Origin of the sequence: Leptolyngbya sp. KIOST-1 (genome assembly GCF_000763385.1) — a bacterium.
In the GTDB taxonomy this organism is placed as follows: domain Bacteria; phylum Cyanobacteriota; class Cyanobacteriia; order Phormidesmidales; family Phormidesmidaceae; genus Nodosilinea.
The window spans coordinates 2,790,743-2,805,237 of sequence record NZ_JQFA01000002.1; the positions used below are offsets into that span (position 1 = coordinate 2,790,743).

General features: G+C 61.4%; 10 protein-coding genes. 6 read left to right on the forward strand and 4 right to left on the reverse strand.

Annotated elements, in window-relative coordinates; all coding sequences use genetic code 11:
- The first annotated feature begins 151 nt into the window (after positions 1 to 151).
- Positions 152 to 1,360, forward strand: coding sequence for a PD40 domain-containing protein (locus tag NF78_RS12435; RefSeq protein ID WP_197064822.1), 1,209 nt, complete (start codon positions 152 to 154; stop codon positions 1,358 to 1,360).
- Here the strand turns inward: NF78_RS12435 and dusA are convergent.
- Positions 1,322 to 2,380: a tRNA dihydrouridine(20/20a) synthase DusA gene (dusA, locus tag NF78_RS12440; protein WP_052050655.1), complete on the reverse strand. Its 1,059-nt coding sequence runs from the start codon at positions 2,378 to 2,380 to the stop codon at positions 1,322 to 1,324. The genes NF78_RS12435 and dusA overlap by 39 nt on opposite strands.
- A gap of 132 nt (positions 2,381 to 2,512) precedes the next feature.
- On the opposite strand from dusA, the gene NF78_RS12445 reads away from it, so the two are divergent.
- On the forward strand, positions 2,513 to 2,884 hold the full coding sequence (locus tag NF78_RS12445) for a DUF2237 family protein (protein WP_035986777.1): 372 nt from the start codon (positions 2,513 to 2,515) through the stop codon (positions 2,882 to 2,884).
- 210 nt (positions 2,885 to 3,094) lie between these two features.
- Positions 3,095 to 8,176, forward strand: coding sequence for a translocation/assembly module TamB domain-containing protein (locus NF78_RS12450; protein ID WP_035986780.1), 5,082 nt, complete (start codon positions 3,095 to 3,097; stop codon positions 8,174 to 8,176).
- Positions 8,177 to 8,323: 147 nt separating this feature from the next.
- Here NF78_RS12450 and NF78_RS12455 read toward each other — a convergent pair whose 3' ends face one another.
- A complete protein-coding gene (locus NF78_RS12455) occupies positions 8,324 to 8,650 on the reverse strand; it encodes a heavy metal-binding domain-containing protein (protein WP_035986784.1) in 327 nt (108 codons plus the stop codon).
- A 10-nt stretch (positions 8,651 to 8,660) separates the two neighbouring features.
- Positions 8,661 to 9,545: a carboxylating nicotinate-nucleotide diphosphorylase gene (gene nadC / locus NF78_RS12460; protein ID WP_035986786.1), complete on the reverse strand. Its 885-nt coding sequence runs from the start codon at positions 9,543 to 9,545 to the stop codon at positions 8,661 to 8,663.
- 516 nt (positions 9,546 to 10,061) lie between these two features.
- Between nadC and NF78_RS12465 the strand changes: the two genes are divergently transcribed.
- The 3 genes from NF78_RS12465 (at position 10,062) to NF78_RS12475 (ending at position 13,979) form a co-directional block, all read left to right on the forward strand.
- Positions 10,062 to 10,343: a 4a-hydroxytetrahydrobiopterin dehydratase gene (locus NF78_RS12465; protein WP_035986788.1), complete on the forward strand. Its 282-nt coding sequence runs from the start codon at positions 10,062 to 10,064 to the stop codon at positions 10,341 to 10,343.
- Between the two features lie 280 nt (positions 10,344 to 10,623).
- The gene (locus NF78_RS12470) at positions 10,624 to 12,093 is read left to right on the forward strand and encodes an iron uptake porin (RefSeq protein WP_035986790.1); all 1,470 of its coding nucleotides are present in this window, start codon (positions 10,624 to 10,626) and stop codon (positions 12,091 to 12,093) included.
- Between the two features lie 455 nt (positions 12,094 to 12,548).
- Positions 12,549 to 13,979, forward strand: coding sequence for an iron uptake porin (locus NF78_RS12475; protein WP_035986792.1), 1,431 nt, complete (start codon positions 12,549 to 12,551; stop codon positions 13,977 to 13,979).
- 88 nt (positions 13,980 to 14,067) lie between these two features.
- Here the strand turns inward: NF78_RS12475 and NF78_RS12480 are convergent, their stop codons facing one another.
- On the reverse strand, positions 14,068 to 14,478 hold the full coding sequence (locus NF78_RS12480; RefSeq protein ID WP_035986794.1) for a gamma-glutamylcyclotransferase: 411 nt from the start codon (positions 14,476 to 14,478) through the stop codon (positions 14,068 to 14,070).
- Positions 14,479 to 14,495 lie beyond the last annotated feature (17 nt).

Genomic DNA, 14,495 nt, shown 5'->3' on the forward strand with positions numbered 1-14,495 from the left:
AGACTTGGTTACTCGAGGGTCTGCTTCTAGCATCCCAGAAACCGGATAGCTGTGAACAGTGGGCTGATTAACCCGATGGCTCAATCGTTAGCCATAGCGGCGCTAACCCTGGCTATGATCACCCAATAGAATGCTCAAGGATATAGGAACTGTGATGCGACCCTCCGTGGCGGTGTTTACCACTGGGCTAATGGCCTTTAGCCTGACGACAGCCCAGGCGGCCGATCTGTCGTTTGTCACCCCCGAGGGGCTGTTTCGCCTGGGAACGGAAGGGGGCGATCGCCAAACTCTGCTGCCCGAGGGCGATCGCCTGGTCAATGCCCTGGCCTGGTCGCGGGATGGGGAGCGGCTGGCGGTGGTGCAAAACTATGGCGACGTCTATCGCCTGGAGCCGGGGGGCGATGCCCCGCAACTGGTCTTTACCAGCGATTGCCAGCGGCCGCCCACCCTCGATCTGGCCTGGCAAAGCGGTGGTGATCTAGTCATTCTTCAGCGTTGCCCTTCCCCGATCGCTGGAGAACTGGGCCAGGTCAAGCTTTTCCTCAGCCCGGCCAGCGGAGGGCTCACCCCCTTGGATGTCGCCCCTGCAACCCTGGAGTCCGATATGTACCTAGCCCCCGATGGGCGTCAGGTGGCCTACGTGGCCGGACAACATATCTTTGTTGCGGCCCTGGACGGCAGCCGACCACGCCGGATTACCCAAACCCCCGGCACCTACGGCGCGGCGGGCAGCCCCCTGGCCTGGTCGCCGGATGGGACTCGGCTAGCCTTTTACGAGGGCAACTACCCCTTCCAGCGGCTCAATGTGGTACGGATAGACGGGAGCGATCGCCGGGTGCTGACCCCTGCGCCCAACTTTCAAATCTATCGCAGTCGGGTGCTGTGGTCGCCCGATGGCCGCTACATCGCCTTTTTCCAACCGGTTAATCCGCCCTTTAGCAACCAGGAAGTGGTCGCCCTGGTCAATGTCAACACCGCCGAAACCCAGGTGCTGACCCGGCCTGGTTTTTACGATGCCCTCAGCTGGGCCCCCAACAGTCAGCAGCTGGTGCTGGCCTCCGGGGCGCAGACCGGAGCGCAGATCTTGTTTCGCCTCGATCTAGTCGATCAGGAGTTTACCCCCCTCACTACCCAGCCCTTGCAGAACATTCTGGACAGCCAGTGGTCGTCGACTGGGGACTGGATTGCGTTTACCGCTACCCCGCCCGACGATGCCCTCGGTACCCTGGTGCTGCACCAGGTGCGCCCCGACGGCACCGACCTCCGGTCCCTCACCCGCATCGATGAATACGTCTACCCCTTTGCCTGGGTTCCTGTGTCCCTAGCCCCAGGAACCCAAGGGCTGAGTGAGGCTCCCTAGCTGAGTTTGAATCTCGCCCTGCCGCTGTACCGCCGCCAGGGCCCGCTGCACCACCTCCACCCCGGCCCCCGGCTTACAGGACTGCTCGGTTAAAATCTGCTTCCACAGGCGGCTGCCGGGCTGTCCGGCAAACAACATCAGCAGGTGGCGAGTAATTTTGTTCAGCTTGAGGCCCCGGCCCACCCAGTGGTCGATGTAGGGCAGTAGGGCTTCCACCACCTGCTGACGGCTCAGGGGAGGCTCGCCAGCGGCAAAAAAGCGCTGATCAACCGCTGCAAACAGGTAGGGATGGTCGTAGGCGGCTCGCCCAACCATGACGCCATCCACCGAACCCAACTGGGCAGCCACCTGGTCAAGGGTGGTGAAACCGCCGTTAATTTCAACCCACAGGTGAGGAAACGCCTGCTTCAGGCGGTGGACATCGCCATAGCGCAGGGGGGGCACGGTGCGGTTGTCCTTGGGGCTGAGCCCTTGGAGCCATGCCTTACGGGCGTGAACCGTGAAGTGCCGACAGCCGGTCTGAGCCACGACATCGACGAAGTGCACCATGTCCTCGTAGCGATCGCGATCGTCTATCCCAATTCGGTGCTTGACGCTGACCGGCAGGGGGCTAGCCGCCATCATCGCCGCCACCCCGTCGGCCACCCGCTCCGGTTGAGCCATCAAGCAGGCCCCAAAGTTGCCGCTGCGGACGCGATCGCTGGGGCAGCCCACATTCAAATTGATGGCGTCGTAGCCAAAGTCGGCGGCCGCCCGGGCGCAGGTGGCTAGCATCTGCGGGTCGTCGCCACCCACCTGCAGCACCAGCGGTTTTTCGGCGGAGGTAAAGCCCAGCAGGTGGTCGCGATCGCCGTGCACAATGGCCTGGGCCGTCACCATCTCCGTGTAGAGCAGGGTGTGCCGGGTGATCTGCCGCATCGCGTAGCGGTAGTGGCGATCGGTGCGATCCATCATCGGCGCAATACTGATGGGCACCTCGATCGCCGCTGCCGCTTCAGATTGGCCTGGGTTAAGTTTCATCGATGCGATATCGGTGCGGTGAAAGAACCGGGGGTGCGGTTCGCTGCGGTCATCTCTGCCCCCGCAGTTTAGCATTTTGGCCCTTGCGGTAGATTGAAGACAGTCTGGCCCCGTTCCCAAAGGATTTCCCCGATGACGACCGCCACCAATGTCCTGGGCACCGCCCTGGCTCCCTGCTGCACCGCACCCATGACCGGCTTCTACCGCGACGGCTACTGCAGTACCGGCGCCGGGGACATGGGGGTTCACGTGGTGTGCGCCGAGATGACAGCAGAATTTCTAGCCTTCACCAAAGCCCAGGGCAATGACCTGTCTACCCCTGTACCGGCCTTTCAGTTCCCGGGGCTCAAACCGGGCGATCGCTGGTGTCTGTGCGCCGCCCGCTGGCAGGAGGCCCTGGAAGCGGGCGTTGCTCCCCCGGTGATTCTGGAGGCCACCCACGCCGCCGCCGTCGAGCATGTCTCTCTGACCGATCTCAAACACCATGCGATCGCCAAAAATTAAGCAAACAGTCAAACCACCGCTCAGCCAGGCCTTAACCTGGCGTGAACCATCCAAGCTAGCCCTGGCCTTGGACATCATCGGGCTGAAACCCAGCACAAAGTCTCTGGCCCCTTGCCTAGACAGCGGATTGTTTGTAGAGTTGCCCTAAGTTTTGGACTGTTCAGGCCCGTTCTCCTAGGCCGCGCCCCTGCCTCCTACCCTGGCAAGCTCATGACTCAGCCTGGCGATCTGCCCCCCATTCAGGACGAGGGGTACCACTGGCCGCTAGCCCTAAAGGTGGGGATCGGTCTAGGTGGCCTGGTCTTGGTCGGCGGCGCGGCCACCGCGATCTGGGGCCGAGCTGTGGTCAATCAGCAGGTGATTCCGCGCCTGGAGGCGGGACTTGAAGAAACCTTTGAGCGCCCGGTTCAAATTGGTCAGTTAGAGCGCTTTACCTTCAACGGTTTTCGCATTGGCCCGTCTTACCTGCCGCCTACGGCGGCGGTGCAAACCGAGGCCACCGTGGAGGCCATTGATGTCACCATCAGCTGGCGCGACCTGGTATTTCAGCGCATTGTGCGCCCCTCCCTCACCCTGATCGATGCCAATCTGATCGTGGTGCAGGCCGCCGATGGCCGCTGGGTCGACCTCACCCTGCCGGAGCCCGACGACGAGGACGAGGGCTTTATTTCCTTCAAGCTGGGCGAGCTGCGGGTCGAAAATGCCCAGGTGTCGGTGACTAGCCTGGTGCCGCGCCCCGATGCGATCGTGGTGGCTGAGACGATTTTGATTCAGGCGGTCAACGGCGAAGTCTACCTCACGGCCCTAGAAGAACCCGACGTTGAGCATGTGGTCTTTGATGTGGCGGGTACCCTCGGCGAGGGCCAGTTTCGGGCTCGGGGCAACGGCCTGCTAGAGCAGGAGCAGCTCAACGTCAGCGTACAGACCAACAATTTGCCCACGGTGGGGGTAAACATGTTTCTGCCGCCCGAGCTGGGTCTCCGGGGCGGCACCCTGGACAGCAATTTCACCGCCGAGCTGCGCCGGCAGGACGAGGTGCAGCCGGTCTCGGCTCGGGGCACGGCCCATTTCCGCGATGGGGAGGTGCTGCTCAGCCAGCTACCTGAGCCGATTCGCGACCTGAATACGACCCTGCGGCTCCAGGGCGATCGCGTTTTGCTCGAAGAAACTGCCCTCTCCCTGGGGACTATTCCCCTGACGGCGGCGGGCACCGTTAACTTTCAGACCGGCTACGACCTGACGACCGCAGTTCCCGCCGTCAGCCTGGCCCACGTGACGGCGCTGCTCGATGTCGATCTGCCCGTCCAGGCCGCTGGCCTCTTTCAGTTTGAGGGGGTGGTGTCTGGCCCCCTGGGGCAGCCTACCCTGGTGGGCAGCATTGCCAATCTAGGCCCGGTGCAGGCCGACCAGGTGACGGTAGAGTCTCTATCGGCCAACGTTGCCGCCAGCCTAGAGCAGCTCACCCTCCAGGCGCTGCGGGTGATTCCCGCCACGGGTGGGTTCATCAATGGCCGGGGCCAGGTTGCCTTGGTCGACCTGGCCAACCTCAGCTTTACCCTGGACCTAGAGGCCGACCTGCCCGGCGATGCCCTGGCCGCCCTCTACGGGGTGGCGCTGCCCAACCAGGCGGTGATTGGTTCGGTGCAGGCGGTGGGCCAGATGGGGGGCAGCCTGACCAATCCTGAGGGGGTGGTGCAGTTTCAGCTGCCCGAGTCGACCTATCGGGGGGGTGGTCGGGCCACTCTGCGCGACAATGTGCTGGTAGTCGACCAAACCCAGTTTCAGGTCGAAGGGGGCCAGGTCGACGCCACCGCCCTGGCCCGCCTTGATCAAGGCGACTGGTCAGCGGAGGTGACCACCGCCGATGTGCCCCTAGAGCGCTTCACCGACCAGGCGCAGGGGCGGCTCAGTGCCGTGGTCAATGCCTCAGGAAATTTGCAGACCCTGAATCTGGCGGCGATTGAGGCCAGCGGCACCGCCCTGATTGCCGAGGCCGAGGTCGCCCTAACCCCCGGCTCCCCCTCGCTGCTCGAGCGCGGCGACTGGACTACCGCCCTTCGCTGGGCGGGCAGCGGGGTCGAGGTGGAACGGTTTAACGCGCCGGGGGTGACCGCGGCGGGCTTTATCGCCACCAATTTTGCCAACCATGTAGTCGGCAGACTGCCGATCGATAGCGTGGATTTAGACGTACAGCTCCGCGCCTACAACCTGGAACGGCTGGCTCCGCTGATCCCCGAGCCAGTTCGTTCAGAAGTCGCCCTGGCGGGGCTGACCAGCTTCGAGGGGCAAATCACCGGGCCGCTGGCCAACCTGCGGCTGCAGGGCAATGCCCAACTCGACAACCTGGCGGTCAACGCCCTGGCCTTTGAGCCGCGCCTGGCAGGGCCGGTGAATCTGGCCCTGGCCGAGGGGGGCGAGGTAGATCTGCGGGGTGGGGGCGATCGCATCACCGCCACCCTCGACCGCGATCTGTTGCCCAGCCAGTTTGCCCTGCGTCGGGGTGCCACCACCGCCGCGGGCCAGATGGTCAATCGCCAGCTCACCGCCACCCTGCAAAACTTTCCGGTCGAGGCGCTCAACCTAGCCCCCGCCCCCGACCTGGGCCGCCTGGCGGGCACCCTCGACGCCACCCTCAGCGCCGACCTGAGGGATTTGGCCAACCCCGCCGCCCAGGGTTTCGCCGCGATCGCCAATCCGGCCCTGGGCAATATCGTGGCTGAAAGCTTTGTGGGCCGGTACAGCTACGGCGATGGCGTAGTCGCCCTGGCCGACGGCGAGCTGCGCTTTGCCAACAGCCAGTATCGCCTCACCGGCCAGGCGGAGCTAGCCACCCTCGCCTACAGCGGCCAGATCGACATCATCGCTGGCAATTTTGAAGACCTGCTGGACACCCTGGGCTGGGCTGACTTTGCCGACATTGGCTTTAGCCCGCCGGCAGAGGTCACCGGCACCGCCGCCGATGTAGCTACCGTCCCGGCCAGCCTGCCCGCCGCTCCGTTTTTGGAGCAGGTACAGGCCTTTGCCAATTTCCTGGCCCTCTACGAGCCGCGGAGCAACGGTACTCAATTGGCCCTGCCCCCCCTAAATGCCCTGCAGGGCGAGTTTAGCGGCGTCATCACCGTGCAGGGAGAAGGGCTGACTGCCGACACCGTGCAGGCCACCGCCGAGGTGCGAGGCCAAGACTGGAGCTGGGGTCGGCTGCTGCCCTGCGGCCCTAGGGAGAGGGCTGAGTCTTTAGACTTCAATCGCCCAGCGATCGCCCCCCCAGCGATCGCCCCCGGTGCCTGCAACCAGTTTCAGCTGACCGCCCGCTACGACCAGGGCGAGTTTGTGGTCAGCCCCCTAGACTTTCGCTCCCCCGATACCCAGGTCAGCTTTGTGGGCAGCGGCACCCTCAACGATCTCGACGGGCAGCTCACCGCCAGCGGCATTCCGGCGGAGCTGGCCGAGCTGTTTGTCACTCTCCCGGCAAAGGTCGAGGGCGATATTGCCACCACCGCCCAGCTGGGGGGCAGCCTCAGCAATCCGCTGGTGGTGGGGCAGGTGGTGGTGGTCGATCCTCGCCTCAACCAGCAGCCGCTGGACTCGGTAGCCATCGATTTCACCTACGACAACGCCCTGCTGCGGTTTGACGGAGCGGCAGTAGTGACCGACCCGGCCCAGATCACCCTCCAGGGCACGGTGCCCTATGCCCTGCCATTTATGGCGGTGCAGCCCCCCAGCGACCAAATCGATGTGCTGGTCAGCCTGCAAAACGAGAGTTTAGAATTGCTCAACCTGCTGACCGAAGAACAGCTGCGCTGGGACGGGGGCCAGGGCGACATTACCGTGCGGGTGGGGGGCACCCTGGCCGAGCCGCTCGTGGCCGGTCGGGCTCAGTTCCGAGAGGCGCAGCTGTCGAGCAGCGCCCTAGCTGCACCGATGACAAATCTGAACGGCACGGTGTTGTTCGACCTGGAGCAGGTGCAGGTCAACCAGCTCCAGGCGGTCTACGGCGGCGGCACCCTGGCGGCCAATGGTCGGCTGCCCCTGCAAGCCGAGCCGGTGGCCGCGCTGGCCCAGACCAAGCAGGCTCCAGCGCCCACCGGCGCTACCGAAAACCCAGAGAGCCCAGCGGGCATTGCGATCGCCCTCACTGAGATCAACGTCGACTACGCTAACCTGATGGCGGCCCAGGTCGATGGCCAGGTACTGGTCGGCGGGGCCGTGCTCAATCCGGTTGTATCAGGGGTGGTGCAGGTGAGCCGGGGGCTGATTAGAGCCAACAACCTGCTGGGGCAGATCGGGGCACTGCCCGCTGACGACCTGGCCAGTGTTGATGCTGACCCCAACATTCCCTCGCCCCTGCCCGACTACGTGGCGGCCTACCGGGCCGAACGGGGCGGGTTTGCCCCGCCCCAAACCCCACCCCAAACCCTGCCCAACCAGCTGATGGAGCGGGTCAGCCTCAGCAATTTGAATCTGGTCCTGGCCGATCAGCTGCTGATTGCCGGACAGCCGTTTTACAATCTGGCGGCTTCGGGCAACCTTGCGGTCAACGGCACCGTGGCCGACCTCCAGCCCGAGGGCGTGATCACCCTCGAAACCGGGTGGATCAATATTTTCTCCACCCAGTTTCGCCTGATTCCGGGCGAGACCAACACCGCCACCTTTACCCCAGCCCACGGGCTCGATCCCTTCTTGAATGTGCGCATGCGGGCTCGGCTGCAAGATCAGCAGGTCCGGCAGGCCGCTGCCACGCCCTTTTTCAGCGCCGAGGTAGCCGATACCTCCGGCCTGACCCAGGGCCAGGTGGAGTTTATTAGCGTGTTTGCCACCGCCTTCGGCTTCGCCAGCGAACTTCAGAATGCCGACTCGCCGGGGCAGGCCACCGAGCTAATTGCCCTCACCAGTCGCCCGGCCCGCAGCCAAGAAGATTTGGTTGGCCTGCTGGGGCGTAGCGTGCTGACAAATGTCGCCGGGGCTTCGCTGGGGCAGGTGGCTGGTTTCTTTGGCTCCGGTGTCCTGGCGGGGTTTGGCGATCGCATCGCCGACACCATCGGCCTGCGATCCTTCAGCGTCTTTCCGACCACCGACACCGCCGCCGACAGCGCCGTGGGTATCGGCATTGGGGTCGAGGCCGCCTTTGATATTGGCGATCGCATCAGCGTTGATGCCCTAGAGATCCTCAACAGCGGCAACCCACCGGAGGTGGGGGTGTCTTACCGGTTCAGCAATCAGCTGCGCGCCCGAGGCTCCACCAATTTTTCGGGCAATGAAACCGTCACCGTTGAGTACGAGGTCAGGTTCTAGTACTTTGTCAAACCTAAGTTTGTAGGTTGGATAGCGCGCTAGCAGAACCCAACCAGGCTGACTGCCGTTGGGTTTCACTTCGTTTCACCCAACCTACGGGAACTTGATTTAGGAGGCTGGTAGGAATAGCGGTGGTCATAGCTGTAGCTAGGCCAGCCGCACCGCCGTACCGCTGGCCGCCACCATCAACATGTTGCCGCCGTTGTTGATTTCAATCGACTCGTAGTCGATGTCCACGGCGATGATGGCATCGGCCCCCAGCTCCTTGGCGGCCTGCATCATTTCTTTGATCGCAGTGTTGCGGGCCTGGCGCAGCGAGTGCTCGTAGGCCCCCGATCGCCCGCCCACCACATCCCGAATCCCGGCAAAGAAGTCCTTGAAAATATTGGCCCCCAAAATAGCCTCGCCATTCACAATGCCGCAGTACTGAATCACCTGGCGCCCGTCAACGTTAGGGCCTGTGGTTACGATCATAGGGATTGCCTCAGGAAACAGCGTGAGCGTTCAAAACCTGCATACTGATATCTAGCCACGGCGATCGGGTAATGGGGGCGCTGCTGGAGATAAAATCTACCCCCGTTGCGGCAATGGGGCCCAGGGTCTCCAGGGAAACGTTACCAGAGGCCTCGATTTTAACCGCTGGTTTTGCGGCCCGGATCCGCTCCACCGCGACCTGCATGATCGCTGGCGGCATGTTGTCGAGCATAATGATGTCCACCGCGCAGGCGATCGCCTCATCCACCTGCTCCAGAGAACTGGTTTCGACCTCGATGGTGATGGGGTATGGAACGGCGGGTCGAATCTGAGCCACCGCTGCCCGAATGCCCCCAGCGGCAGCAATGTGGTTGTCCTTAATCATCACCGCGTCGTCGAGACCCATGCGGTGGTTGATGGCACCGCCAACCCGACTGGCATACTTTTCGAGCTGACGTAGGCCTGGGGTGGTCTTGCGGGTATCGACAAACTGGGTAGGGCTGTTGGCCAGTTGGTCCACGTACTGGCGAGTGGCGGTGGCAATGCCGCTCAGTCGCATGACCAGGTTGAGCGCCACCCGTTCGCCAGTCAGCAGGGCGGCCAGAGAGCCACTGATTTTGGCCAGGGTGGTGTTCGGGGTACAGGCTTCCCCCTCGCTGACCAAGGGCTCAAAGCTGAGGTCAGCATCCAGCTGCTGAAACAGGTGTTGGGCCAGGGGTAGCCCCGCCACCACCCCTCCGGCACGGGTAACCCAGATGGCTTCACCCGAGCGCTGGGCCAGGGCTCCTAAACCATTGGTGGTCCAGTCGCCACGGCCTACGTCTTCTTGCAGCCAGGCCCGCAACTGGTCATCGAGAGCAAAGTCGAGTAGGGAAAAAGCAGTATCTGAGGACATAGGGAATGACGCTAGAAGGGCACTGGAGGGCTAGCGCACCCGGCATAGACCCCGATAAAGCTGGCAAGTTCTGCCACAGCCATTGGCTATTGTGTTACCTTACGATTAATGCCGCTGTTACGGCAGCTAGCTCCAAAGATTTTACCGTTTAGCACTCAGGAGGTGATGCCCATGCAAGAGAGTAGTAAACGTATGGGTCTTCAGGTTGAGATCAGCCGGCTGTGCGCCGGGGCTGTACTCTAGCTTCAGTGTTGGTTGCCCTTGGCAACTAGCTAAGCTCTCGAAGCTGGCTGAGTAGGGTTCCTCCCGGCAGTCAGGTTCAGCCTAAGATCCCACTAGACCGCCCCTGCTTCGGAAGCTTGTCTTCCCCTGGCAGGGGCGGATAGCTTTTAAATAGTTCTTTTAAATAGTTTTTAAGGGGGGATACGCATAGAAGGGGCTTACGCAGAGCTTAAATGCGGTTGAGTGTTTTCGTCGTCGCTCTTACCATGAAGCAGTAGCCTACCGGTAAAATCCATGGCCACTCTACTCAGCGATCGCGACATCCAGACTCAGCTCAGCCAACTCCCCGACTGGAACCTGGACGGCAAAGCCATTACCTGCACGCGCACCTTCAAAGACTTCGTGACCGCCATTGACTTTGTTAACCAGCTGGTGGAACCCGCAGAGACCGCCGGGCATCACCCTGACCTACAAATTTCCTACAACCGTGTGGTGATCAACCTCTCCACCCACGATGCTGGCGGGCTCACCGAAAAAGATTTTGCCATGGCCAAGACCATCTCCGCTTTAGGCTAGCCCAACCTTTTGCCCCAGCGCCCAATATCTATACCAATAGAATTTTATCTATCTCTACCCTGGGGTAGATGCAGCCCCTACAAGCCCTATCATCAAAGGATCATAGCCGCCTTAATGGGGGATTAACTTGGTTAATCAAAGTTTGGTCAGAATACTATTCACGCTTAAATAGGCTCTCATTTTAGGGCCAGCAAGATCCCATACCGTTTAAAGGCCAGGTGTTTTGAAGCAGAAGCAGCGAAACCCTGGCTTGCTCAATTGGTGTGAGGAGACATTTCGTATGACTAAGCTAGTCTGGCAATCTTTGCTAGCTGTACCCGTTGCTCTGGGCGCTACCGCCGTCTCTGGCGCTGCGATCGCGGCTGAATCCGCTGTTACCTCCCAGGTCAGCAACTTCGACCAAAATTCTGTTCAACTCGCTCAAATCACCAGCGTCTCGGAACTGACCGATGTGCTGCCCTCCGACTGGGCTTTCCAGGCGCTGCAAAGTCTGGTTGAGAACTATGGCTGTATTCAGGGTTACCCCGATCGCACCTTCCGCGGTCAGCGCAGCCTCACCCGCTTCGAGTTCGCTGCTGGTCTAAATGCCTGTCTGGACGTGATCGCTACCCTGATTGCCCAGTCCGGCATCAACCCCGACGACCTGGCCGCCATCCGCCGTCTGCAGCAAGAGTTCCAGGCTGAATTGGCTACCCTGCGCGGTCGCGTCGACGCCCTGGAAGCTGAGACTGCTACCCTGCGGGCTCAACAGTTCTCCACTACCACCAAACTGCGGGGTCAGGCTGACTTCCACCTGGTGACCCCCTTCGACACCATCCCTGGCCAAACCAGCACCAGCGTGGCCAGCCGCGCCCGCCTGAACTTCGACTCCAGCTTCACGGGCCGCGATCGCCTGCGCATTCGTTTGCAGTCTGCCGATGGCAACGCCATTCAACCCCTGAGCGGTTTGTCCAATGCCAGCAGCCCCGCCGGGTTTAACGTCACCGTGGACGACTTCTACTACAGCTTCCCCTTGGGTAACCGCATCACCGTTACCGCCGCTGCTCGGGGCCTGTCCGGCGATGACTGGGTAACCAGCACCATCGTGCCCTTCGACGGTCCCTCCGTACTGGATGCGGGCGGTCCCCAGTTCTACGGCAGTGGCGGCAGCAGCTCCAACGGCGCTGGTCTCGGCATCAGCTTTGCCCTGACCGACAGCATAGTGCTGGATGCGGGCTACACCGCTGGCAATGCCGGGGCTACCAACCCTGCCGTGGGTCTTTTTGCCGCTGCCAACCAGAGCTACATCGCCCAGCTCAGCTTCATTCCCGACGGTTTCTTTAATGCCGCCGTCACCTACATGCACAACGATCGCTCCTCGATCTTTGCCCTCAACAACACTGGCGTTGCCGCTCCCGCCGGAGCCACCGATACCTTTGCTGGCCTGCTGAAGCTTGACTTCGGCGGGTTCTTCATTGCTGGTCATGGGGCTTTCCAGAGCTTTAACGGCGGTGACGACTTCAGCTGGAACGCCGGGGTCGGCTTCAACAACTTCCTGGTCGAAGGGTCGCAGTTTGGCGTCTATGGCGGTCAGCTGCCCCAGCTGGCTACCTATACCGACAATCCCTTCGTCGTGGAAGGCTACTGGGATGTCCCGGTTAGCCGCTTCCTGCGGGTCACTCCGTCGCTGATCTACGGCGATGCCAAGCTGGCTGGCGTTACCGACAACACTGGCTTCTGGGGCGCGATTCGAGCCACCTTCCGGTTCTAGGACCGATTCCAACCCAGTTCTAGGGACTGGGTTTTGACCATTTACGGGGGCTGGAGCTCAAACAGCCCCAGCCCCCGATTTAAGGATTGGCCCATAAGGATTGGCCCAGGGGTTGACCTAGTTCATTAATTTACGGAGTCCATAGCCCACGGAAAATTTCAATTTTCTCCTCAATGCAGCCCTCCAGCGCAGGTGTTGAGCCCTCGTAAATCTTGGGAACCTTAGGACAGCAGTGCTCGTCTTTGTGCCGGTGAGTCAACATTGGCGACTTTAGCCAAAACTCATCTAGCCGGCACAGAGCATATCTGCTACTATCGGTTTTGGATGTACGTGAGGCTCATCTACTTTGACCTATTCATGGGTCGAGTCTGTGCCGTATTCATAGGAATGGCTTCGGCCAAACCGCTGGCAGGTACACATTAAGCCTTATATAAGGTGTGAGGAGAAAATATCGAATGGCTAAACTATTTTGGCAATCTCTGCTAGCTGTGCCCGCTGCTCTGGGCGCGGCTGTCGCCGTCTCTGGCTCTGCGATCGCGGCTGAATCCGCTGTCACCACCCAGGTCAGCAACTTCGATCAAGAGCCCATCCAGCTGGCTCAAATCACCAGCGTTTCAGAACTGACCGACGTACTGCCCTCCGACTGGGCCTTCCAGGCGCTGCAAAGTCTGGTTGAGAACTACGGCTGTATTCAGGGTTACCCCGACCGCACCTTCCGCGGTCAGCGCAGCCTCACCCGCTTCGAGTTCGCCGCCGGTTTGAATGCTTGCTTGGACGTGATCGCCACCCTGATCGCCCAGTCCGGCATCAACCCCGACGACCTGGCCACCATTCGTCGTCTGCAAGAAGAGTTCCAGGCTGAGCTAGCTACCCTGCGCGGTCGCGTTGACGCCCTGGAAGCTGAGACCGCTACCCTGCGTGCCCAGCAGTTCTCCACCACCACCAAACTGCGTGGTCAGGCTGACTTCCACTTGGTGACCCCTTTTGACACTCTGCCCACCGACACCAGCACCAGCGTTGCTGCTCGGGCTCGCCTGAACTTTGACTCCAGCTTCACCGGCAACGACCGCCTGCGGATTCGTCTGCAGTCTGGCCAGGGCGATGCTGCTACCGGCTTTGGTCTTGCCAATGCTGGTGGTGCTGACTATAACGTCACCGTCGATGACTTCTACTACAGCTTCCCCCTCGGCAACCGCGTCACTGTGACCGCTGCTGCTCGCGGATTGGCAGCCGATGACTGGGTTACCAGCACAATCCTGCCCTACGATGGTCCTGGTGTGTTTGATCCCAGTGGTCCTCTCTTCTACGACTTCGGCGGCAGCTCTTCCAACGGCGCTGGTCTGGGCGTCAGCATTGCCTTCACCGACAGCCTGATTCTGGACGCTGGCTACACCGCTGGCAACGCCGGTGCGACCAGTCCTGGTGTGGGTCTCTTCGCTGCGGCTAACCAGAGCTACATCGCTCAGCTCAACCTGCTGACCGATGGCTTCTTCAATGCCGCTGCTACCTACCTGCACAGTGATGGCGTTGCCATCGGTGTTCCCGGTTCTACCGATACCTTTGCTGGTCTGGTTAACCTTGACTTCGGTGGGTTCTTCCTGGCTGGCCACGGGGCATTCACCAGCTTCGAAGGTGGCGACACCTTTAGCTGGAGTGCTGGTGCTGGATTCAACAACTTCCTGGCTGAAGGTACCCAACTGGGTGTCTATGTTGGTGAAGCTCCGTCTGTTGGCAACAAGCCCTTCTTCGTGGAAGGCTACTACGAGATCCCCTTCAACCAGTTCCTGACCGTGACCCCCTCGCTGTTCTACGGCGACACCCGCGATGCTGCTGGTGGCGACACCACCGGCTTCTGGGGTGCTCTCCGGGCCACCTTCCGGTTCTAGGTTGATTCTGGCAACTCTCTAGCTTGCTAGATTGCTAAGCGAAAAGGCTCCGTCAGGTTTGACGGAGCCTTTTCGCTTGGGATTCAGTTCATCGTGGGTTGGCGTCAGTCCAGTATCCATCGGGTAACCATTGCCCATCTAGAGCAATGACGCGATCGCGGGTCATGGTGTAAATCCAGGCGGTGCACAGGGGTTGCCGCTGCGGTGTAAACACCGGGTGGCGATCGCGCTGGTATTCGCTGGCTGCGGGGCGATCGGGGTCATAGTCTTCAAAGGCGTCAATGGGTTGCAGGCAGGCGGCGCTGGGAAACGTCAGCAGTACTCCCTGTACCCAGCCCGCTTCCCGCGTCATGGCCGGATAACCCAGGGGCAAATGGTAGAGTCGACCCATTGCCAGGGCCTGCTGGCTGGCCACCAGGTGAGGAGCACAGAACGGCTCAAATGCCCTTTCCCCAGGTTTTAGCGTGCCGTAAACAAACAAGTGGCAGGGAGTATTCATCGGTAAGAACCACCGCT